Annotated in this window: 23 protein-coding genes and 1 tRNA gene; 14 read left to right on the top strand and 10 right to left on the bottom strand. The window is 35.0% G+C overall.

From position 1 onward, the window contains the following. Positions 1–105 precede the first annotated feature (105 nt). The 6 genes from BLE01S_RS09590 (at position 106) to ald (ending at position 8,077) form a co-directional block, all read left to right on the top strand. The gene (locus BLE01S_RS09590) at positions 106–1,578 is read left to right on the top strand and encodes an NCS1 family transporter (protein WP_066140372.1); all 1,473 of its coding nucleotides are present in this window, start codon (positions 106–108) and stop codon (positions 1,576–1,578) included. A 24-nt stretch (positions 1,579–1,602) separates the two neighbouring features. Then, positions 1,603–1,815, top strand: a complete 213-nt coding sequence (locus BLE01S_RS09585; protein WP_066140367.1) for a hypothetical protein — start codon at positions 1,603–1,605, stop codon at positions 1,813–1,815. Between the two features lie 345 nt (positions 1,816–2,160). Then, entirely contained in the window at positions 2,161–3,798 is a 1,638-nt protein-coding gene (locus BLE01S_RS09580; protein ID WP_066140364.1) for a PucR family transcriptional regulator, read from the top strand. Positions 3,799–4,019: 221 nt separating this feature from the next. After that, entirely contained in the window at positions 4,020–5,486 is a 1,467-nt protein-coding gene (locus BLE01S_RS09575) for a CoA-acylating methylmalonate-semialdehyde dehydrogenase (RefSeq protein ID WP_066140359.1), read from the top strand. A 21-nt stretch (positions 5,487–5,507) separates the two neighbouring features. Further along, on the top strand, positions 5,508–6,857 hold the full coding sequence (locus BLE01S_RS09570) for an aspartate aminotransferase family protein (protein ID WP_066140354.1): 1,350 nt from the start codon (positions 5,508–5,510) through the stop codon (positions 6,855–6,857). 110 nt (positions 6,858–6,967) lie between these two features. Next, positions 6,968–8,077 (top strand): alanine dehydrogenase, encoded by a 1,110-nt coding sequence (ald, locus tag BLE01S_RS09565; RefSeq protein WP_066140351.1) that lies wholly within the window; start codon positions 6,968–6,970, stop codon positions 8,075–8,077. 187 nt (positions 8,078–8,264) lie between these two features. On the opposite strand, the gene BLE01S_RS09560 is transcribed toward ald, so the two are convergent. From BLE01S_RS09560 to BLE01S_RS09550, 3 genes are all read right to left on the bottom strand, one after another. Beyond that, positions 8,265–8,564, bottom strand: coding sequence for a hypothetical protein (locus BLE01S_RS09560; RefSeq protein WP_066140348.1), 300 nt, complete (start codon positions 8,562–8,564; stop codon positions 8,265–8,267). A gap of 705 nt (positions 8,565–9,269) precedes the next feature. Beyond that, positions 9,270–10,181 (bottom strand): 1,4-dihydroxy-2-naphthoate polyprenyltransferase, encoded by a 912-nt coding sequence (locus tag BLE01S_RS09555; protein ID WP_066140346.1) that lies wholly within the window; start codon positions 10,179–10,181, stop codon positions 9,270–9,272. A gap of 67 nt (positions 10,182–10,248) precedes the next feature. After that, positions 10,249–10,716, bottom strand: a complete 468-nt coding sequence (locus tag BLE01S_RS09550; protein ID WP_066140343.1) for a MarR family transcriptional regulator — start codon at positions 10,714–10,716, stop codon at positions 10,249–10,251. Between the two features lie 202 nt (positions 10,717–10,918). Here BLE01S_RS09550 and BLE01S_RS20795 point away from each other — a divergent pair, with 202 nt between their 5' ends. Further along, positions 10,919–11,062 carry a hypothetical protein gene (locus BLE01S_RS20795; RefSeq protein ID WP_157419491.1) on the top strand — a complete coding sequence of 48 codons (144 nt, stop codon included), beginning with the start codon at positions 10,919–10,921 and terminating at the stop codon, positions 11,060–11,062. 524 nt (positions 11,063–11,586) lie between these two features. After that, positions 11,587–11,659 (top strand) — tRNA-Val (locus BLE01S_RS09545). A 110-nt stretch (positions 11,660–11,769) separates the two neighbouring features. On the opposite strand, the gene BLE01S_RS09540 is transcribed toward BLE01S_RS09545, so the two are convergent. Together BLE01S_RS09540 and BLE01S_RS09535 are read right to left on the bottom strand one after the other, a co-directional pair. Beyond that, entirely contained in the window at positions 11,770–12,387 is a 618-nt protein-coding gene (locus tag BLE01S_RS09540) for a site-specific integrase (protein WP_066140341.1), read from the bottom strand. Positions 12,388–13,246: 859 nt separating this feature from the next. Continuing rightward, positions 13,247–13,588 carry a hypothetical protein gene (locus BLE01S_RS09535; protein ID WP_066140338.1) on the bottom strand — a complete coding sequence of 114 codons (342 nt, stop codon included), beginning with the start codon at positions 13,586–13,588 and terminating at the stop codon, positions 13,247–13,249. Positions 13,589–13,921: 333 nt separating this feature from the next. Between BLE01S_RS09535 and BLE01S_RS20790 the strand changes: the two genes are divergently transcribed. The 3 genes from BLE01S_RS20790 to BLE01S_RS09530 all read left to right on the top strand — a co-directional run bounded on the left by BLE01S_RS20790 (position 13,922) and on the right by BLE01S_RS09530 (position 14,944). Beyond that, the gene (locus BLE01S_RS20790; RefSeq protein ID WP_145981933.1) at positions 13,922–14,107 is read left to right on the top strand and encodes a hypothetical protein; all 186 of its coding nucleotides are present in this window, start codon (positions 13,922–13,924) and stop codon (positions 14,105–14,107) included. 166 nt (positions 14,108–14,273) lie between these two features. Beyond that, a complete protein-coding gene (locus BLE01S_RS20785; protein ID WP_157419490.1) occupies positions 14,274–14,450 on the top strand; it encodes a hypothetical protein in 177 nt (58 codons plus the stop codon). A 245-nt stretch (positions 14,451–14,695) separates the two neighbouring features. Continuing rightward, positions 14,696–14,944 (top strand): helix-turn-helix domain-containing protein, encoded by a 249-nt coding sequence (locus BLE01S_RS09530; RefSeq protein WP_231955831.1) that lies wholly within the window; start codon positions 14,696–14,698, stop codon positions 14,942–14,944. Positions 14,945–15,062: 118 nt separating this feature from the next. Here BLE01S_RS09530 and BLE01S_RS09525 read toward each other — a convergent pair whose 3' ends face one another. Both BLE01S_RS09525 and BLE01S_RS20985 read right to left on the bottom strand, forming a co-directional pair. Then, complete coding sequence (locus BLE01S_RS09525) at positions 15,063–15,248, bottom strand: hypothetical protein (protein WP_066140335.1); 186 nt, start codon at positions 15,246–15,248, stop codon at positions 15,063–15,065. A gap of 150 nt (positions 15,249–15,398) precedes the next feature. Further along, positions 15,399–15,536: a hypothetical protein gene (locus BLE01S_RS20985; protein WP_169800023.1), complete on the bottom strand. Its 138-nt coding sequence runs from the start codon at positions 15,534–15,536 to the stop codon at positions 15,399–15,401. Positions 15,537–15,882: 346 nt separating this feature from the next. Here BLE01S_RS20985 and BLE01S_RS09520 point away from each other — a divergent pair, with 346 nt between their 5' ends. Further along, a complete protein-coding gene (locus tag BLE01S_RS09520; RefSeq protein WP_066140332.1) occupies positions 15,883–16,131 on the top strand; it encodes a YolD-like family protein in 249 nt (82 codons plus the stop codon). Between the two features lie 102 nt (positions 16,132–16,233). Here the strand turns inward: BLE01S_RS09520 and BLE01S_RS09515 are convergent, their stop codons facing one another. From BLE01S_RS09515 to BLE01S_RS21135, 3 genes are all read right to left on the bottom strand, one after another. After that, positions 16,234–16,872 carry a sugar O-acetyltransferase gene (locus tag BLE01S_RS09515; protein ID WP_066140328.1) on the bottom strand — a complete coding sequence of 213 codons (639 nt, stop codon included), beginning with the start codon at positions 16,870–16,872 and terminating at the stop codon, positions 16,234–16,236. 612 nt (positions 16,873–17,484) lie between these two features. Further along, the gene (locus tag BLE01S_RS09510) at positions 17,485–17,952 is read right to left on the bottom strand and encodes a hypothetical protein (protein ID WP_066140325.1); all 468 of its coding nucleotides are present in this window, start codon (positions 17,950–17,952) and stop codon (positions 17,485–17,487) included. Positions 17,953–18,266: 314 nt separating this feature from the next. After that, a complete protein-coding gene (locus tag BLE01S_RS21135) occupies positions 18,267–19,571 on the bottom strand; it encodes a thermonuclease family protein (RefSeq protein ID WP_066140322.1) in 1,305 nt (434 codons plus the stop codon). Between the two features lie 642 nt (positions 19,572–20,213). On the opposite strand from BLE01S_RS21135, the gene BLE01S_RS09500 reads away from it, so the two are divergent. Next, complete coding sequence (locus tag BLE01S_RS09500; protein WP_066140317.1) at positions 20,214–21,914, top strand: methyl-accepting chemotaxis protein; 1,701 nt, start codon at positions 20,214–20,216, stop codon at positions 21,912–21,914. Between the two features lie 265 nt (positions 21,915–22,179). After that, positions 22,180–23,166, top strand: a complete 987-nt coding sequence (locus tag BLE01S_RS09495; RefSeq protein WP_066140314.1) for an AraC family transcriptional regulator — start codon at positions 22,180–22,182, stop codon at positions 23,164–23,166. Positions 23,167–23,310: the final 144 nt, after the last annotated feature.

The following is a 23,310-nucleotide window of genomic DNA, read 5'->3' as shown; positions in this document are numbered from 1 at the left end:
ATTTTATTTCGCAAAATGAATGAACCCAGATGGAGAATGATCCTCCATTTTAATGCCATAGAGCCCTTCGTGTAAAAACCATTTAGCGGAAAAAGAGGTGTATTCATGAAGCAGAGTGGAAATTATCTAAAGTCTTCAGATTTACTTCCAATTGCACATGGTGATAGAAATATAGGCGCTAAAGGGTTTGCGGTAATTTGGGTAGGAATGGCAGTAGTTTTGGCAGCATTTGCAATTGGCGGTTCGGGAGTACAAAGTTTATCTTTAGGTTGGGTTGTAGTTGCAACGATTATTGGATCTGTTGCGATCGGAATCTTTATGACTATCATCGGCGATATCGGAATAGAGCATGGTCTTTCTTTCCCGGTCTATATGCGAGCTCCATTTGGAACAATAGGTACACATATTCCGTCTTTGGTACGTGGTATTACAGCGGCATGTTGGTTTGGGCTCAACACGTATTTTGGAGCAACTGCAATGAATGGGATATTAAATATACTTTTTGGATTTAATAATTGGTTTATTTGTTTCTTATTATTTGCAGCAGCACAACTAATAAATACAGCCTTAGGAATTAAGGCGATTGAAAGATTTGCAGATTTGGCCGCACCAATTATTATTATCATTTCTTCATGGATGTATGTTTCACTTTCCGATCAAGCCATGGAACAAGGAAGAGAAGTCTGGGGATGGGTGGAAAGCCCTGTTACAGGTGGTGCTGCAATAACCGCTTTTATGGTCGTCATCATGAGTAATATGGGATTTTGGGCAACGTTGGCTGCTGATATGCCTTCTTTATCTAGATTCTTTAAAGCCCCCAAAAATGAACGAAACTGGTTTAAACGAAATAAATCACAAATAGTGGGTAGTATTATCGTCATGCCCATCGTAAATACATTTATGATTATTATCGGGGCAGTTTCATATATTGCTGTATCAAATTTTGATCCTGTTGTTGCACTGCAAGAAGCGGCAAGTGGCTTTGTTCTCGGCATTCTTTTATTAATGATCGTGTTCGCACAATGGTCCACAAATACTTCTGCCAACGTTATCCCTGCCGCCACAATCTTTTCGAATGTAGGAGGGCCAAAAGTGCCATTTTGGGCAGCAGTATTGGTAGCAGGCATTATTGGAATAGTCGTTCAGCCGTGGAGTCTATTTGATATTATTATTCCGGCATTGCTTATTATAGGGGGAATCTTATCTGCGATTGTTGGCATTCTATTTACAGACTATTATGTGCTTCGCAAGAGACGAGTAAATGTACATGAACTGTATGAAAATAATGGCCAATATAAATATATGAATGGATTTAATATGGCAGGAATCATTGCATGGGTGATTGGAGGATTCGCCGCCTATTATTTATCAGCATATTCCTTTATTGTCGGTTTTGTGGCAGGCGCTGTTATCTATTATGTGTTAGCAAAATATTGGTGGTTTAAGAAATATAGGCAGTCTGAAATCGAAGATCCAAATGATGAAAAGTATTTAGGGATTACCGTTGGACGTGATTGGGAGATTAATATAGACCCAAAAGTATCTGCAGGCCCTGAGAATGTAAACACACACTTGTAAAAAGTAAAGGAGAGTGTAATCAATATGTCTGATTATCAAGCATTCTTACAAGAGAGGGATCGAATAGACCTATTAGTACATGAAGGGTATAAAATTAAAAGTATTATTGAAAATTTAAGTGGAGCTTTTGTTGAATTTGAAAAGTATATAGGTGAAAATAACAAAAATGTAAGTGAAACGCTTCATATATCTACCGCGGATGGACGCAAATATTTTTCGTCTCTGTTAATAAAGTAATAAGTAGAAAAGTAAAATTCTATTGTATATAAAAACTGAGTTAATTTCCTAATTTCTTAATTTCTTAATCTGGGCGATATACTAAAATATTACATGAAAGTGCACTCAGGAGGCTTTAACTTCATTGATTGGAGCGGAAATCAACTTTATTAGATTTCCATATGAATGTATCTATTATGAAATTGATTCAAACTGATAAATAAAAAGTATTTATCAGTTTTTTTGTCGATTATCCAGATATATTAGAATAGTATGAAAGGATTTGCGATTACCCTCATAAGCATACGTATTTAGCTTATAATAATAATAACAATTCAAAAATGAATATAAGAGGGTGCATGTAAAGTGAAATCTTATATTACAGTAAAAGATATACTAGGAAGAAAGCATTTTGAAAATGTTGAAGTAATAGCGGGTGTCGATGGGCTAAGCCGTTTGGTAAAATGGGTTCATGTAGTGGAAGTAACTAATATACGCGATCTATTAAATGGAAATGAATTAATTCTATCTACAGGGATTGCTTGGAAGGAAAAAGAAGGGAATTTCGTATATCTACTAGAACAATTAATTGACTCGCAAGCGGCCGGTCTTTGCATTGAAATAGGTACATACACCTCATTGATCCCACAAGAAATGATCGATATTGCAAATGAAGCTCAGTTTCCTATCATTCTATTTCATAAGGAAGTTCCTTTTGTGAAAATAACGCAAGATATTCATGCACTCCTCATCAACCATCAATATGAAATGATTTCAAACCTAGAAAGATACTCTCAAGCATTGAATAAAGAGCTACTGACGTTTGAACATCATCATGAAATCCTCAAATGTATTCAACAGTATTTACAAGTCCAGGTAATTATCGTATTTAGCAATGAAGAAACACAATTTATACCAGAAATAATCGGACATAGGCGAAAGACGCTCTTAAATTTAATAGCAAGAAATAATGATACAATGCCCAACTCTTTAACCCACACATCCCGCTCTATAGCTAAAATACCAATTCATTTACTAGGTGAAAACTATGCTGAACTTATCATAATGTCTGATGAAAGAACTTTAACAGAGTATGACCAACTTATTTTAGATAGAACAGCAACAGCTTTAGCTCAATTTTTATTACGAAACCTTTATGTGGAAGAGAAACGCAGGGTTGAAGAGACTGAATGGCTAAATGGTTGGTTAGAAAACGAAAAAAGTGAAGAGTCTATTAATGAATACCTTGCCTATCATACACCCCATATAAAGCCAAAAGGGGCGCTTGTATGCATATATAAGCTGGACACACTTGCAAAGATGACAAATGTAGATTTAACATATTTCAAATTGTATTTTAGATCGATCTTTGAGCAACAAGGTTTTTCCCTTTTTGCTATTGAAAAAAGAAATACACTTGTTTTTATCCTCATAAATGAAAGGATGGCAGTTCCATGGAAAGAAAGAATAGAAGAAGGCATTCATAGATTAAAAAGCTCTGAATCACCTATGGTAAATCATACATTTAATCAATTAATAGGAATAGGAAAATACGAGAAAAATTTAACAAGTCTTTATAAAAGCTATGAAACGGCTTTAGAAACTATCCGCATTCAGGAGAAACTACCTAATCGATCAGACAGTCACTTTTATGATGATCTCCATATCTTTCGTTTCATATATTTATTAAATCAACAATTAAATTTAAATGAAATTGTCTACGAGTATTTAGAATCAATCATTCACTATGACAAAAAATATAACGGTAAGCTCATGGAAACATTAAAAACATATTTATCCTGTAATGGTTCAAAACAAGAAACAGCAAAAAGATTATTTATTGTTAGACAAACACTGTATCATCGCATTCAAAAGTTAGAAAAATTACTTGGCGAGGATTTTATGCAACCTGAAAAAAGATTAGTAATTGAAATGATGATTTTGTCTCATGAATTTTTAACTTCGTCCAAACAAACGGAAGAATTGGATCTGGAAGCATTTTAAATCAAAGTTAGACAGGGCCAGAATGGCGACGGAGGTACTAGCATTTCTCTCGTTATCATACTTTGTGTTTTTCTAACCATTATGGAAAAGAATAAGAGGTTACCATGCAATATGTGGAACAAATCCATTAAGTTATTTTACAAACTGTCTAATGAAAGTATGATTCACATAAGCGATAATTTATATAAAGCATTTATTAGGAAAGAGGAGGTTGCATATACATGACAGTAATCAATAAAGATACAGCAGTATTAAAAAACTATATTAATGGTGAGTGGGTTGCTGCAATAAGTACGGAAACACTGGACGTACCTAATCCTGCAACTGGTGAAGTATTGGCAAACGTACCAATTTCCACGAAAGAAGATGTAGATCAAGCGGTAAGTGCTGCGAATGAAGCTTTTAAGACTTGGAAAAATGTTCCCGTTCCTAAACGAGCAAGAATATTATATAAATATCATTATCTCTTAACAGAAAATCACGAAAAATTAGCCAAACTAGTAGTACAAGAAAATGGAAAGGCATATAAAGAAGCGTATGGTGAAGTACAAAGAGGAATTGAATGTGTTGAGTTTGCTGCGGGTACCCCTACTTTAATGATGGGTGAGACATTATCGAATATTGCGGAAAATATAGATTCAGAGATGTTCCGTTATCCTCTAGGTGTTATTGGTGGGATTACTCCATTTAACTTTCCAATGATGGTTCCATTGTGGATGTTCCCTTTGGCAATTGCATGCGGGAATACATTCGTGTTAAAGCCTTCCGAACGTACCCCTATGCTTGCTAGTGAGCTTGTTGAGCTATTTTCACAAGCAGGCGCCCCAAAAGGAGTCTTAAATATTGTTCACGGTGCACATGATGTTGTAAATGGACTACTTGATCATGAAGATGTAAAGGCGATTTCTTTTGTTGGCTCCCAACCAGTTGCTAAGTATGTATATGAACGGGCGGCTGCAAAAGGAAAGCGTGTTCAAGCTCTGTCAGGCGCAAAAAACCATCACATCGTTATGCCAGATGCCGATATAGATAAGGCTGTTTCGCATGTAATCAGTTCGGCATATGGAAGTGCGGGGCAACGTTGTATGGCATGTAGTGCAGTAGTTGTCGTAGGTGATAATGACAAATTCGTTAAAGTGCTTAAACAGAAGGCGGATGAATTAATCATTGGAAGTGGACTAGATGATGAAGTTTTATTAACTCCTATAATAAGAGATTCTCATCGCGTGAAAGTATTGAATTATATCAAGACAGGATTGGAAGAAGGCGCGTCTCTTATTCGAGATGGTCGTAAGGAAATGGATGAAATACAAGAAGGGACTTTTTTAGGCTCAACGATATTTGATTATGTGACTCCTGAAATGACGATTGCGAAGGATGAAATTTTTGCACCGGTCCTAAGCTTGTTACGTGCAAATGATTTAGATGAAGGACTTGAATTTATTAGGAAATCACGCTATGGAAATGGCGCAACAATTTATACAAAAGATGCAAAAGCAGTAAGACAATTTAGAGAAGAAGCAGATGCAGGAATGCTGGGAATAAATGTAGGGGTGCCTGCAACGATGGCTTTTTTCCCGTTTTCAGGCTGGAAAGACTCGTTTTATGGGGATCTTCATGTGAATGGAAAAGATGGTGTTAATTTCTTTACTCGTAAGAAGATGATTACATCAAGATTTGACTATTAAATGTGTGAAGGGGTGAAAGGAATGTCCAAAATGAAGCAGGAAGATTATATAACAAAGGACAAAGATTATATTTGGCATTCAATGAAACCGTATAGCCCTGAATCAACAATGATTGCCGAAAAAGCCATGGGGTCTTGGGTAACAGATCATAACGGAAAAAGATATTTAGACGCCATGTCTGGTTTATGGTGTGTCAATGTTGGTTACGGAAGAACAGAACTTGCTGAAGCTGCTTTTGAGCAACTAAAAGAAATGGCTTATTTTCCGCTTAGCCAAAGTCATAAACCAGCGATTAAACTTGGTGAAAAATTGAACGAAATGTTAGAAGATGAATATGTCATCTTCTTTTCTAATAGCGGTTCTGAAGCAAATGAAACTGCGTTTAAGATTGCGAGGCAATATCATCAACAAAAAGGGGAATATGGTCGTTACAAGTTTATATCGAGATATCGGGCTTATCATGGTAATTCAATGGGGGCTCTAGCAGCCACTGGTCAAGCACAACGAAAATATAAATACGAACCATTAGCTCCAGGATTTATACATGTGGCTCCTCCAGATTTATATCGTTCTTCTGATGAACCTGATTGTAAACCTGCAGAATTACAATCCGTACAAGACATAGATCGTGTGATGACATGGGAATTAAGTGAAACGATTGCAGGTGTTATTATGGAACCTATCATTACGGGCGGGGGTGTGATCGTTCCACCTGACGGGTATATGGTTGGTGTGAAAGAGGTATGTGAAAAACATGGCGCATTACTTATTGTTGATGAGGTTATATGTGGATTTGGGCGAACAGGAAAACCTTTTGGTTTCATGAATTATGGAATTAAACCAGACATTATTACGATGGCTAAAGGAATTACAAGTGCCTATTTACCATTGTCTGCAACAGCAGTAAAAAAAGAAATCTATGAAGCATTTAAAGGATCAGAAGAATATGATTATTTGCGTCATGTGAATACATTCGGCGGTAACCCGGCAGCATGTGCCCTTGCATTAAAAAATATAGAGATTATGGAACGTGAGAATCTTTATAATAGATCCAAAGAATTAGGTGATTATTTGAAACACAGCTTATCAACAGCCCTTGAAGAGCATCCATTTGTCGGGAATATTAGAGGGAGAGGGTTGCTGTTAGGAATAGAACTTGTGAAAGACAAAACTTCAAAAGAACCACTTGAAGCAAGTCTAGTAAATAAAGTTATCTCAGCCTGTAAACAAAAAGGATTAATTATCGGGAAGAATGGGGCAACTGTTGCTGGCTTTAATAATGTGTTAACACTCGCTCCTCCCTTAAATATTGAGGAAGAAGATCTAGAATTTATTATCCAAACTTTAACAATGGAATTACATGCTTTATAGAATAATGAAACACTTGTAATCTATACATTTTTAGTAGTAGATTATAAGTGTTTTTCATACATGCAGATATACCCCTTGCATACTCGATTATTCTAGGAGGTTGGTGTTTCATGAGAATTGGTGTTCCAAAAGAAATCAAAAACAACGAAAATCGTGTGGCGATCACGCCTTCTGGGGTGATGGAACTAGTTCAACAAGGTCACCAGGTTTTTATAGAAAAAGGTGCAGGAGAGAGTTCAGGTTTTTTTGATAAGCAATATTTAGATGTAGGGGCAAAAATCTTAGGAGCGCCAGCCGATGTATGGACGTGTGATATGGTAATAAAGGTTAAGGAGCCACTACTGGAAGAATATCAATACTTTTATGATGGATTAATTTTATTTGCCTATTTGCACTTGGCAGCAGATCAACAACTAACGAAAGCTTTGATGAAAAATAATGTAGTTGCGATCGCATATGAAACGGTACAGTTAGCTGACAAATCATTGCCATTACTTACTCCAATGAGCGAGGTGGCAGGAAGAATGGCCACCCAAATTGGTGCTTCCTTCTTAGAAAAGACAAGAGGTGGAAAAGGGATATTATTAGGAGGTGTACCTGGAGTCGGAAGAGGAAAAGTAACGATTATTGGCGGTGGAGTTGTTGGTATGAATGCAGCCAAAATAGCAATAGGGCTAGGGGCGCAAGTATCAATCATTGATGTCAGTCCTACGAGGTTGCGAGAATTAGACGATATATTTGGTAATAGAATCTCTACCCTAATGTCCAACCCATATATGATTAGCCAAGCAATAACAGAATCAGATCTTGTGATTGGAGCTGTGTTAATCCCCGGTGCAAAGGCACCGAAATTAGTAACAGAAGAAATGGTTAGTTTAATGGAGGAGGGTTCAGTTATAGTAGATGTAGCAATTGACCAAGGAGGCATCTTTGAAACAGCTACACATGTAACAACACATGCTGATCCAACATATATCAAACATGGTGTTGTTCACTATGCGGTTGGTAACATGCCTGGGGCAGTTCCGAGAACATCAACGATAGCTCTTACCAATACAACCGTCCCATATATTTTACAAATTGCTAATAAAGGTTATAAAAAAGCTATCAATGAAAATAAATCCCTTTCTAAAGGCCTAAACGTGGTGAATGGAGAAATTGTTTTTGAAGGCGTTGCAAAAGCACATGATTTACCCTATGCCACGGTGGTAAATATATAACATATATATAAGGTTACAATTGTAAATGGATGGAACCGGGTTAAGGGTATTGCAGAGGGTGGTTCATACATCCATCCAAAAGTTAGTGCTAACTCGTGAATGAGCATGGCTGTTAGTCAATAAGATAAGAATGAAAGAAAAACGCTCTAAGCGATAATGCTTAGGGCGTTTCGTGACAAAATACTCTTTATTCATCTACACCGTCTCGGAAATTTCTATTCCAATTTTTATCACCTGTGTGTTCGAAGTCTTGAATCGTACGCTCTAAAACATCAAGCACCCATCGTTTCGTTTCATTGATGGTATCATAGAAAGCCTTTTCTTCAGTTCCGGAAGTCTTTATTCCAGCCAAAGCATTTGACGCCATCAAAAGGCGGTGTTCTTCTGCTTTTTTGTCGTATTCATCAAAAACATGTTTTACAAACTTCGTAAGGTCTTTATGTTCCTTAGTCACTCTTTGTTCAATATCATATAATCTTTTATTCATTCTTATTATCTCCTTTGCTTTCGCCATGATTATACATTGTCTCCAAAATAAAAAGGTTAATTATAATCATACTTCCCTAAATAGCGAATACCATAACTCGTTTTCTCTATAAAAATGTCATTCTTGGAAGTCTATTTATAAGTAAAGACATTGTACCAAATGAAGTTGTACACCAGTTAACGTTGGATCACATTCTTCGTTTGTTTACATATTTTACAAAAAAGAATTATAACCCCCTTCACTATTTTATTGGAAATAACGCAATTTAATTCTTATTTTATTATGGTTAATGGGATATAGCATATAAAGATGAAGAAAAACATTGAACAAGAAAAATATGTGCAAAGCTTCTCAACATAAAAATCTTATATTTATCAAAGAGCATAAATAGGACAGTTATTATTTTTTGGAAAATTATATGTATTTATTGTGCAGATATACTATTTGTTACACAATTACTAAAAAACTTGAATATAGGGGACTTAATGAAAAAGAACATGATTGGAAACCCAATTATATGTAGTAGAGGGGATCACTTATTATTTTAATAGCCACGACAATTGGTTTTTAAAAGACTATCATTTTAAAAATTGAAATGAGCAAGGAAGAGTCAGAATTTATATTCGATCAGGCTAGCTAAGGAGTTCAATAAAAAAACAAAGCACTTCCTTCTGTTTTAAGAAACGGTAGGAAATGCTTTCTTATTTAAAATAAATAACTGATTAATAATCCAGCAGATAGCAAGAATCCAAAAAACGTATTGGTTAGAGCGGTTGCTTTCATCGCTACTCGCAAATATTGCGGTTCGGTATTCCCTTTTAGGAATCCTTGAATTGCTAAGATTGGTTTTTTCACGGTTAGGAAAACAACTAGTGTCCATGGACTTATATAGCCTGTCAAAGCAAGAAATACAATCCATAAATAAGAAATGGCAAATGCAATTGCTAAAACAATAATGCCTTCCCGTTGACCAAGAAGAATCGCCAATGTTTTTCTTCCACCTTTAATATCTTCTTCAATATCACGGATGTTATTAGACATGTTGATGGCACCAACAAGGATCCCAATTGGAATAGAGAGTAACAGGCTTTGAATTGTAATCGTATTTGTTTGAATAAAGAAGGCTATCAATACAAACCCTATCCCCATTAATAAACCAGAGAATAATTCCCCAAAAGGGGTATACGCAATTGGTAGGGGTCCACCAGTATAAAAGTAGCCAACAGCCATTCCAAATAAGCCAATTAGGACTAACCACCAACTACTATTTATACAAATATACACGCCAATAACGGCAGCTAAAATATACAATAAAAATGCTACTGTTAACACACTTTTCGGTTTTAAACCATGCCGTACAATACCTCCACCAATTCCAGTAGAGTCAGCCGTATCCAATCCACGTTTAAAATCATAGTATTCATTAAATAAATTTGTCGCGATTTGCAAAGCTAAACATGCCAACATCATAGCGATAAATAAAAGCCAATCGATCTTTGATTCGTACATTGCCATCACTGTTCCTAAAATTACTGGAGCAAATGTAGCCGTTAGAGTGTGCGGGCGCGTCATTTGCCACATCAATTTTGCAGGACTTAGTTCTTTTTCGGATACCATAAATATTCAATTCCCTTACCTTTATTATAATTTAACAACAAGAGTTGCAATTCAAAAATAAGTTTCTCTAATCCACTTTTTTTATGTTGCCTGTTTCAGTATGAACTATTTTAGTTACTTGATCCATAAAGTCAAAAATAAAATTTAATTCTTCATCGCTGTACTTATCACATAGCTCAGCTATCGATTCCGCCAGTGGTATATGAATGTCTTTAATCTTTTGTTGTTCTTTTTTATTGGAACTAATTAAAATTTTTCTTCGATCGGTGGGGTCATTTTCCCGTCTTACATATCCAGCATCTACTAACCGGTCTATCAGCGTTGTAATTGTTCCAGTTGTTAATCCTTTTTCTTTTGCTAATAAGCTGGGGTGCATTGGGCCATTTTCATTTATAATATCTGCGCATTTTAAATCAGTATGAAAGACTCCAAGAGAATGGGCAACATTTTTCTGGTAAAAAGCCATTCTAGTACCGAATTTTCTTAATAACTCTACAAGCGTTTTGGCTCTTTCATCAGAAAAGGTAGTGAACAATAAATTTCACTCCTAACAGTTTATCACGTTCACGTTCTTCAACCATTATATCATGTTAGAAAAATATTTCATGATTTATCTTGATGATAGAGTTACTTGGTTAGCAAGGTAAATAAGTTTATTGTGTAGAAAGTTACATAATTAGATTGATTGAGGTGTTTTTATAGAGTAATGAAGTTAAATCAATAAATGAGATTCTCATGTGATGATCTTACTAATTGGTTCATTTTTCGATGTATTAAACCAAACGTTGTTAGCTACTGCGCTTGCTTTAAATTTTAATGTTCTATTAATTGCTCATTTGGATTTGGTGGATTTTTATATGTATTTATTATTGCGCTACTGAGGGATAGGGAAGGCTACAGATTATTATTTCTTTAGCAATCGAGTTATATCATTACTATGGTTTTTTTTAGACAGTTTAAATTAAAACAACCAATCAGTTTCGAGTGTTTAAGGATCTAATCTTCGCAATTACTACAATCCTTTGTGTTATCATTTATACTTCTATGACTGGTGCAGAGGAACTCATCCCCGTTTTTATTCAGACAATGTTAGGATATAGTGTACTTGATTCTAGTCTTGCTTTATTACGAGGTGCCATTATGATGGGGACGCCCTATGCCAATTACAAGAGGAATAATTGATAAATATGGAGCACAGCGGTTAGCTATATGGATTTCACTGCTTTTAAATGCGAAGGAACATTTTTAAGTTATTTTATTTTGATTTTCACACATCTTCATTGTCCGAGTTTTAAACTTTTTAAATTTATTTCACCTAAATGAGGAGGACAGTCATTTTTATATAGTAGTTGACAAATATGGTACAACATTGTATATTTATTATTGTCCAGATAGTACATAACTTGATTCCGTAGCTCAGCTGGGAGAGCGCCACCTTGACAGGGTGGAGGTCGTGGGTTCGAGCCCCTCCGGAATCATACCAAGAAGCTTAGAGCCATAATGGTTCTAAGCTTCTTCTATTCTTGTCAGTAATACCTAAATCTCTAATTGTTGACGGTTTGAAAAAAGAAGAATATACGATCCTGTTTTATTGTGTATTTCTTGATGCGAAAATATGATCAATTTTATCAGCGGCAGCCTTATCAGCTGGTTGTAATACTTTACCGTAAGTATCCATTGTGATCCGAATATCTGCATGCCCTAAACGTTCAGATATTATTTTTGCATGGACACCTTGATTGATTAATAGAGTTGCGGAAGTATGTCTACGATCATGTAATCGGATATAACGTATTTTCTTTCTTGTCGTGAAACGTCTCCACCAGGTCGTAGGAGTAGTGGGGTAGTAATGTGTTCCATCGACATTACAAAACAACCAATTATGTTTTTCTTCAACCCAACGATCTTTAGCTAGGTCTCTTTCTTTAGCCAATTCCATATATAGTTGCTTGGTTAATAACATAATAGATTCTGGAACAGTAACGATTCGCTCAGATGCGAACGATTTTGGATCTTTTATAACAGGCTTACCACCTTCGCCACGTACAATTGACTGATCAATTTTAATTTGGTTTTCTTTCCAAAAAATATGATCTAACTCCAGTCCAAGGTTTTCACCTCGTCTAAATCCGCACGCTAATGCTAACGATATAAATACTTGCCAACGTAAAGGTTCAGATTTCATTTCCTTAAAAATATGTTCCACTTCATCTTAATTATATACATTGTCTTTAATTTTCACTTTTTCAACTTTTGGTCTTTTGACAGCAGCGACCGGATTTTCCTTTATTTCTAATAAGATATACCTAGAATTTTTAGATCAACAAATGAGCGATAAGGATCAGTTCCTCATTGATTTACAAAACTCAATAAGTGTAAGTCAAAGTAGTTTGCAATTTCTCGAAACAATAGATCCCCCAATATTCATTATAAAAGAGCATCAGTTGTTACCTAGGTTTTATTTTAGCGTTCATAGGTTCAACGATTATTACAATTGCAGATGCTATATCTGTGACCGGGGTCGCAATTGACATAGAATAGGGCTCAGCGTTAGATAAAAAAGCTGAGCAAGAAAAATGGAACAAGATAAGACAATAAAAGAGATGCAAGATCAAATCAATACATTACAGAAAGATATGAATTCATTAATGAGAATAACCGATTCATTAAGAAAAGAAGTGTTTTTTTTTAGAAAGGAGCTAATTCTAGATATATCCAATAGGAGAGGTCCTTTTTAATTAGGTCTATGAAATAGCCAAAAGAGGTTTAAGAAAAACGTTATGAACAATACTGTTACCAACCCCTCCTTTATATATTTTTGTGTGCAATTAATTAAATGGAAAACTCTTCATTGTGACGAATAGATAAGTAGGAGGGGTTTAACATGAAAGTTAGAATAATAGAGGGCGTAATTGTAACATGGTTGTTATGATTATCTGTACAGGATAATAAGAAAATCGAATGAAAAATAGCATAGCACTGACCTAGATTAAAAACTAAAAGCGACCTATCCATCATGTGGACGGATCGCTATTTTTGCTTGTAATTGGCGGTCTTTTCTTATTCTAATAATCTAACTGCTTTAAGCTCAATAATAAACCATCATCTGTAATCTTTTTAATCTTGAATGAATTTAACTTTCTGTCAATCTTTTTATCCATTTTATCTGCATTACTGAATGAATTTCTTACTGCATCTATTGCATAATTAAGAATTGATAACACACCTGCACTTCCTAATGCCACTCCTATACTTTCGTTCTCTGGAAGATGAGTATCCATAATCTTTCTTACTTCTTTATAATAGTCTCCTTTAATAAGGATATATTCAGATTTCGCCTCTAAACCTGCTAATAACTCAGTTCGATTATGTGCTTCGTAAGCTTCTATACCATTCACTTTGTACATGAAAAATCCACCTTTCAAGTGTCATAATAATCAACTCATAATAATTATACGAATATAAACAAACTAAAGATTCGCTTTTTTCTAATTTTATTTATTCGACTAAACTGCCCCGTTAGTTGAAAAAGATATTTTCTGCTTTTTTATCTCATAAAAATATCCAGATAGGTTTAGGAAAATATATTGCGATAGCCTCCTCTAAATTGAGGAGCTTTTTTTATTTGATAAATAATGCACAGTTTTACCAGTTAGATTGTCCAATCATCACATACCATTTAACAATATATTATTTAATAAGGTCGGCCGACTTTAAAAATATTAAGGGGCGATGAGAATATGTATTTTGAAGATGATTATGTTGGTGGGGAAAGAGAAGACCGACGGAGACGACGAGTAAGGTTGATTTGTGAATGTAGAGAAGTAAGAGGAGAACGTGACGATCATTGTGACCATGATCGTGACCGCAGACGTGATCGTGACTTTGAATGCCGATGTAGAGAACGTAGAGACGATCGCTACTAAGGCATGAGTAAGAAAAAGCCCAGCGCTGACCTAGATTAAAAACTAATAGCGACCTATCCATTTATTTGGACGGGTCGCTTTTTTGGGGTTAAACTTAAAAATACTTCAAATACCTATATACATATGTTTGCAGGTATGTTATATATTTATAAGGAGGTGAAGGAAAGTGGGTGTGAAAGATGCAGATGTCAAAGAGCTAATCGCCCTTATCGGTGTAACAGCCGCGGCTTTCAAAGCGGTAACATCGGGTTTGAAGGATCTACTTGACATTAGAAAAGATAAGAGCAAGCAACAGACACAAAAAGAAAAGCGACGCCCTCGGCAAAAGAAGCGTCGCAAGTAACCAACAGGGAGGGTAAAACCTCCCCTTATTAAAACTATATCACATCCACTAAAAATAATGCTAAAAAAATTCGGTTATACTAATGCAACAATGCTGGTTGTGCTTGCGGCAATGACCTTTACTTGGATTGATTTCAATGAATTAACGACTGCGAACAAGGTATTTTTAGCTGTTTTCGGTTTAATAATTATTACCCACTTAGTACGTATCATCATGATTATCTACAAGAGAAAGGTGGGGGAAAAGTGACTAAAATCGTATTAGAAACTAGGGAAGATGTTGAAAATTTCATAAAAAATGATGTATTAACTACAACTGAGGCTATGGAAGTGTTAGGTGTAAGCAGGGGACGCATGAGCCAATTGATTGAGGCGGGGAAAATAACACCAATTAAAAAACTTTCACGTGTAAGCCTATTTCTTCGATCTGATCTGGAAGAGAAGAAAGAAGAGCTTGAAGAACTTAGAAAGAAATATCGCCCTTATGATGTATAAAATAAAAAGCGCTCTATCCTTATGTGGATGGGGCGCTTTTTTACTTTCTAATCAACTCAAACATATCAATCGTAGTGCGTTGAACTTACCATTAATACTAGGTTTACGCAAACCAAATTTAATCTTCATTTTTGAGCGCTTCCTCACGATCCATTAATAGTTGGCGAAATTCCTCTATATCTTCTAATTCCGCTCTATTACGAATAAAACTTCTTGCCCTGGAGCGATCACTTAAATATTTAGCGCGTTCTTTATTTTTTTCTTGCCACTTTTTATTTGCTTCTGTTTGATTGTTCTTTTTCAAGTCTTTCGCACTCCTTTAACAACCTTCTATTTTTACACTTCAAATAATACCCTTGAACATACAGTCCAAGCAATACAACGAGAGAGACAACCAATAAGATATTTAAAGTTTTCATAATTTCGTGGTATACTTAGGGAAAGGAGAGAGGAGTTAACCTCCTCTTCTCCTTCTTCTGTTTTCTAGCTCTAGCTTCTTGTTTTCCAACTTCTTCTTCCGGTTGTCGAGCCACTTAGAATGAAGTTGCAAGGCAATGAACGCTAGGGCTATTATTTTTCCTAAGCATTCCACTTTTTCACCTCCTTTGTTTCTATATCCCCATCATACTATGCGTAGTATTATAATGCAAGATTTTATTACACAAAATTAAATTTGAAATGATTTACTTATCTAATGATGGAACTGTTTCACAACCTATCATTAAGGTGCTAAAGTATCAGATGATGGAGTACAAGCTTATTGCTACTATAGGAAGAAGTTTCGCACATTTAAGCTCGCTAATGTCCTTTCAGTCGGACCTCTGCGACAAAAGAAGGGTGCATGATGGTTAACAAGCTTACACCTGGCTATAACTTAAGATGGGAGTCCAGCTGCATGATGCTACCCGAGCATGTCTCTGCAATACATCAAATGAAACATGAAAATAAAAAAGCTGCCCGAGAATGACGAGCAGCAATGGCAAGAATTTGCACAGATTATTTCAGATGCGCAAATAAATAATCAGAAGCTTAAAATCACAATCTGGAAAGACGGATTCTTTGAAGATGTAATAGGATGGTTAAACAATGTTAACATGCAATTAAAGAGGAGCCGTCTAGATATCGATGAGTTTGATGTGGAGTATGTTGGTTTTGATGATATAACAAATATAGCGATTGTTGATTAAAGCCCATCTCAATTGAGTTGGGCTTTATTTGTATTTTCGAATCGATAGTTTTAATAAAAGTTCCAACTACAATTACTATAGGGAAAAGAAAAAACAACGTTCTTATTCTATAATTCTATTGTCATCCAAAATTTCTGGTTTATGTATCATGCTTTCTCGTTCAGTGATTTCTCGGATTACTCTGCAAGGGTTGCCAGCCGCAAAGCTATTGCTTGGAATGTCCTTTACAACCACACTACCTGCCCCAATCACGCAATTATCTCCGATTGTTACTCCTGGACAAACAACGACATTTGCTCCAAACCAGCAATCATTACCAATTTTGACAGGTTTTGCATAGCACATATGCTTAGGCACACCGTCTTTATCCATAATTGCGCGGCGTTCATCTGGAAGCATTGGGTGTACAGGTGTAACGATAGTCACATTTGGGCCGAAATTACAATGATCACCAATAACGACCCGTGCATCATCTTGAATGGTTAAATTAAAGTTTGCAAAGAAGTAATCGCCAATTTCTGTATGTTTTCCGTAGTGGACATAAATGGGTCCTTGTAGACGGCCATTCTCTCCAATCCTATGGAAAATATTTGAAATGATCGCTTGTCTTTTTTCAGTTTCATCTTCGAAAGTGCGGTTATATTCTGAACACAGGTTGTGGGATCGGAGCTTTATTGTTTTTAACTCCGGCTCTCCAGGCGAAAAAAGGATTCCATTAAATATTTTTTCTTCTTCTCTCATTTATTCCCTCCTAAGTGGAAATAGCGTAGACGTAACAAGATTTTTCCATTCGCTATTTCCTGTAGTTTCGTTACAAAAGTTTATTCTATAAATTAGTTTAGCTGATGAAGTGATGTTATTCAAGGCAGATTACAGCGGATGCCGCAAACGGAATGACTATGGAAGTTTTTACTTTTTTATGAAATAAGATAATTTTATATTGTGATAATACTAGGTACATTGTTCATTTTTATATTATACTTATAACTGTTGACGTATTGTTGACGCAATTTGCCAATAAGTACTTTTTTCGTTCGGCATTAATCATAAAGCCAATTCAAAAACCCTTATGTAATAAGGATTAAAGCATGTTGTTCGGTCCTGTTCGGTATAGGTTGTCCACCTTGACAGGGTGGAGGAGCCACTCAGGAATCATATCGAAAAACATTGTGGATACGCTGTTTCTAAGAGATTAGAAGCAGCGTATTTTATATGAATTTAATAGATCGTGACCAATTTAGTATTGGTAATAAATAACCCCCTCTCAATCGAGAAGGGGTTTTGAGTATTTAAGTATTAACTATATATTACCAGTTGGGACAGTGTACAATGCAACGATTTCATTACTGATAATTAATCTTTATCTGAAATGAAAATTTTGGATTGCCATGTATGATAAAAATAGATGACAAATGAAAGTGAAAAAATAACTAAAAAGTATTGCCAAGCAGCAATATTTTTATATTCCGAAATACCTGCAACTCTTAGAAGAGGAAGAACGATAAAGCTCATTAATGCATCCATAACGAAATTGGTTACGATAAAAGTCGAAAATTTATGGAAGGTGAGGACGAAAATCCAAAAGGTTCCTACTGAAAATAATCCATATGTGAAACTTACATCATTCATATAACCCCAAGGAACAATATATTCATGAATGGTCCACCATTTATATGTATAGGCGATTTGAAAAATGATAGTCATTAAAAACGCGGTGAATATCGTAACAGGCATATATTTTTTAATTGTTTCCTTTGAAGCAAAAAATAAAGATAACCAAGGTAAAAGAAAAACAATGAATAAAATTATTTTAAGGGTCATGTATAAACACTCCATTACTTTTAATATGATTATCATTATTGTTCGCTTAAAATATGTTTTGATACAAATTAGATAATGAACAAATCAATAATTAAAAAATATAGGAAAAATATCTACTAACCATTCATTTATACCGGAAATACTAATAATAGAACGCTATTATAAAAGTAGCGCCCTTACTGGAAAGATTTATTGTTCATCGTTAAACAAATTATAAGCCATATGTGTTTGAGGGGAAAATGTTCCATGAATTTTGTTATACGTAAAAAAGACCCCATAAATAATGAGGTCTCAAAGATTAAATACTCATACCTTTATCGTTTTGGTGCCCTATATCCGGCTTTTTCAGCTTCTTCTGGAGAGCAGAACCATTGAGCTACATTTGTTGTTCTACTGTAATACGTACTTCCTGGTGTGTGATAGATACCGTTATTACTTCCTTTGATTTGACCTTCACAGTTAGTAGCTACTTCAACTGGAGGATCTGAAGTCGGTTTTGGAGCTGGCGCTGGCTTAGGCGTTGAGGGAGGCGCCGTTTTTGTTTCAGATTTGGATTTTTCGATGGATTTTGTCGCTGGCTCAGTTGATTGTTTTGGCGCGACTATATTTTCCGACTTTTTTTGATTTGATGATGTAGAAGCAGCTGATTTGTTATTTTCGTCTTTTTCTTTATAGCCTTTATCTGTTACATAGTTTTCAATTGACCAAATACCAATAGCTTTTTCCTTTGCTTTATCTTGAGTACTATTAAATTGATCAAGATACTTTGTGTTAGGGGGGAAGACGGCAACCCGAGCTAGTCCTTTTTCTAGCAGCATATTATTAAATAGTTTGTCCCCAATCCATACATAGGCTAGTAGTCTTCCGTATCGATCACGTTCCTCAATACCAACCTCCAATGTTACTTCTTGACCATCTAAAGTTTTCGTTGTAAAGTCAGAGGCTTCAGGACCGAACGGCTGAATTCCCATTTGCGGGTGTTTCGTTTCAGGGGTATCAACTAAAATAAGACGGACTGTTTCCTCTTTACCATCCATAGTAACTTTTATCGTATCTCCATCAACAACTCTTTTGACTTTTGTTTTAATTCCGTTTATGGAATCATCTTTCAATTCAGGTACGTCTATGCTTACTGTTAGTAGAAATTTCTGATCTTCATTAATGAGAGAACCAGTAAGCCATTTTCCATTTTCACCAATTATATTTATGACAGGATCAGGCTGTTCGTCGACTAAAGAAGCCTTAATCAATTGTTTACCTGATTTTAATTCTTCAACAGGGATGGAGTCGGTTGAAAACTTTCCACTCTTAACAGTGACAACTATCTCTGTTCTTTCATTATTTGAACTTTCTAATGCTAACAATAAAATTGTTTCATCAGGAAGATTGGTTTCTCCAATGATTTTTAAATTATCATCATTTATAGAGCTATTTATTTTCATTTTAGGAGTAAATAGCTGTTCACCTTCTGTTTGCTTCTTATCTTGATCAATTTGTTTACCATTGGTTTCAATATCTCCTGCACAAGCAGCCAATAAAAGGCCCATCATTAAAATAAAAGTTAAATAAATGGACCTAGCATATAAAAATCCCTTATTAGTACTGTATTTTCCAAACATTATTCTGTCCCCTTACCATTAATTAAAGTAAATATCCTTATTAAAAAATCCGTACTTTCGATAAAAACACCACCTGGAAATATCGATATCATGGTGAAATTGGTTCGAACTTCCTAGGGGAGATGCAAAAAAATAGCGATCAGCAGATCGCATCATTGTGAAGGTGGATATATTGGATTGCCAAGTTAAAAGTAATTTAACAGTTGCGTACCTTATGTTAGCTAGCCGATTATATCACACATAGTATATGTTTTATTGTACAGCCACCTTAAATTTAATCACATAAAACCTCAGTATTACTCCCATCCTTTCACCTATATTGTTATCGTCAACATAACAAAAATGTTTAATATGAAAAATATAAAAAAGCATTAGCTTGTTAAGAGTGAAACAAAAAGCTCGTCGTTTGATAAATAAAATATTATTAATTCAAAGTATATAATGAATATTTTTAATCAATAATATTTATTAAATTTTTATATTAACTGAATTTGTCATGACAACATCCGATAAGATAAGTATAGAGAATGAAGCGTTTAGACAAATTAGCAACATCCATAAAGGAAATTTTATATAATATGAGTATATTTGTTATGACAACTTATATTGTTGAAGATGATTATGTTAAGGGGGAATATAAAAATGAGGAAATTAAAGTTTACAGTTGCAAAGAAATTATGGCTCGGATTTTCAGCTGTCCTTTTTATGTTGGTAGTTGTAGGCATATTATTATTAATGACTATGTTCCGTATTGATGAAGAATATAAGCATTTACTAAATGATCGTGTTCATAAGGTAAACTTGGTGAATGAATTAATTAGTATTCAAAAAGATGAAGTAAAGACCGTGCAAGACCTTATTATCAATTTAAATAAAAAAGAATTTGATTCGCTAAAAAATATAGATGAAGCTTATTTTATTGTCCATAAAAAGTTGGATGATATTACCCATGATCCTGATACAAAACAGTTAGTTAAGGAAGTCGGCTTAGCTAAAACAATGTATACAACACATATAGAAGAGGCTTTAGCGAAAATGAAAAGTCAGGATAATACAGAGATTAGGAGAGTAGCTAACGAAGCGGAGATATTCAATGATATACTCATGGAAAAGGCATCAAAATTAAAAGATGTACAAGAGAGAAATATGAGAAATGCTCGAGAGAATCTTGATACTGTTGTGTTTGGAGCAACGATATTTACGGTTAGTCTTATCATAGTTGCTACAATAATCAGCCTAGTGATTGCAGCAGCGATTATTAGTCGGAGTATATCTCGACCGGTGCGAAAGATGACGGAAGGGTTAACGCTGATTGCAAATGGAAATTTACATATTGAGGAAATGAATGTGAGAAATAAAGATGAAATTGGTGATATGGCTTTCGCATTTAACAAAATGACGGTAGATTTGCGTTCAGTTATTCAGAGTATGAATGATTCAGCTGTGCAACTTGCTGCTCAATCAGAGCAATTATCGGCTAGTTCGGAAGAAAGCACGGCTTCATCCGAATTAGTTGCTGAGTCGGCAGCTATGCATATGAAAGGTAGTGAACAGCAAATACAAATAGTAGCTCATAACGTTTTGTCTATGACCGAGCTGGCAAAGGGGATTTATCAGATTGGTAAAAGTAATGAAGAAATGCTTCAATCTACTGAGAAGATGAATCTTTTTGTAGATGAAGGAGCAGCTATTGTACGTGTTGTCTCTGATCAAATGAATGATATTCATTCAACAATAACCGAAACAGCCGTTTCTATTAAGGTCATGGCGAACCATTCTACTGATATTCAGCATGTTACATCTATCATTACTGATATTTCAGAGCAAACAAATTTACTTGCTTTAAACGCAGCAATTGAAGCGGCAAGAGCAGGGGAATATGGTAAAGGTTTCGCTGTTGTGGCTAAAGAAGTTCGTAAACTTGCTGAACAGTCGAAACAATCCGCATCAGAAATTGCAAGTATGGTAAAGGTTATTCAGGCAGATGCCAATCGTGCAGTCCATTCAATTAGTAGCGGGAGTGAGAAAATTGATATGGGGCTTCAAGCTTCTGGAAAATCGCGTGAGATTTTCATGAAAATAGAGAAAGCAGTAAATGAAGTAGGCAATACAGTTGCAACTGTATCCGCAGCAATTGAAGAGGTTCAAGCAGTCTCAGAAGAAGTAGCATCAGGCGGAGATGAAATAAAGAAGCTTGCTGAACAGGCAGCACATGGAGCCAAGGAAACGAATGCCGCTACAGAGGAACAATTGGCAGCAACAGAAGAAATATCTTCTAGTAGTCAAGGTTTAGCTACATTAGCAGTGGATTTGCAATCGGAAGTTAGTCGATTTAAGTTATAAAAAACATGAATTTGAGGTAAGATTTCCTCGACTAAATAAAAATTCGATAATAATTTGAGATTATCTACTAAACCCAAATGAATAAAATCCCTCCTGTATCGAATAGCAGGAGGGATTTTTGGTATAAGATTAAGGAGTCATGGTCATTGATAAGTAAAATGAAAAATAATAAAGTTGAAGGAAAAAATAGTAAATTATATTAGTAAAAAAGAAGATGTGAGATTTCCAAACATATAGAATTTTGAAAGTTAAAAGGAGAAGAATGATGCAATACGAGTGGCTTGATAAATATTTAAGAGAATTAGATTCTATTGAACGTATTCAAATTAAAACCAAGGAAAATATTAATGATTTTGATGGTAATGAATTGCTTGTTGAAGCTAAAGGCGCTGTCCCAAGAATGCAGGATTTTTACTTTTTTGACAAGGGGCCCATTTTCATTAATAAACATCATCGTTTTGCAGATATGCCACTTCATGTTCATTCATTTATTGAAATTAACTATGTATATTCAGGTATCTGCCGCCAGATGATAAACGGGAAAGAAGTACTGCTAAAAAAGGGACAAGTTTGTCTACTTGATACAGATGTCCCACATAGCATTTTAGCACTTGGAAGTGATGATATATTAGTGAATATTATCATGAAAAAAGAAACTTTTTCTACAGCTTTTTGGAGTAGGTTTAGCAATAAAGGGCTGGTTTCTGATTTTTTGATGAATGCTATCTCTGAAAATCAGCAACATGATCGGTATATATTGTTCCACTCTCAAGAAAACGAGAATTTACAGTGGATTATTAAGAATATGCTTTATGAGTTTTTTGCTCCTCAAGATCATTCTACTGAAATGATAAATGCATATTTACCGATTATGTTTATTGAATTAATGCGCGTTTATCAACTCGATAAAAATTTTGAAAGTAAAGATAGAGGGAAAACTACAAGTATAGTCGATATTTTGCATTATATTGAAGAAAACTTTCGAAATTGTACATTAAGCTCACTAGCGAATACGTTTAATTTCAATGCCAATTATCTCAGCAATATGTTGAAGGAACAGACAGGAAAATCATTTCTAGAACTTATACAAATGCAGCGAATGGTTCATGCCGCATCACTTTTGAAAAATACGAATAAAAGCATCGATGAGATTGCTAACCATGTCGGTTATGAAAGTACCAGTTTCTTTCACCGTAAGTTCAAAGAGTATTTTAATAGGACTCCAAATCGCTTTCGTAATAATAAAAATTAAACAGTCATTTGATGAATCTCTATCTATTGTTATAGGGATTTTTTAACGTCTAGCTACAGGCGCTAGGTGCTCGAGGTATAAGTTAATCTGACTAAAGATAAAGAGAGACTTTCTTGCTTGTCGCACCTAAAAGAGTGCCTTTTG

It is taken from the genome of Lederbergia lenta NBRC 16444 (genome assembly GCF_001591545.1).
In the GTDB taxonomy this organism is placed as follows: Bacteria; Bacillota; Bacilli; order Bacillales; family Bacillaceae_C; genus Lederbergia; species Lederbergia lenta.
This window is presented reverse-complemented; position numbering and strand designations above follow the sequence as displayed.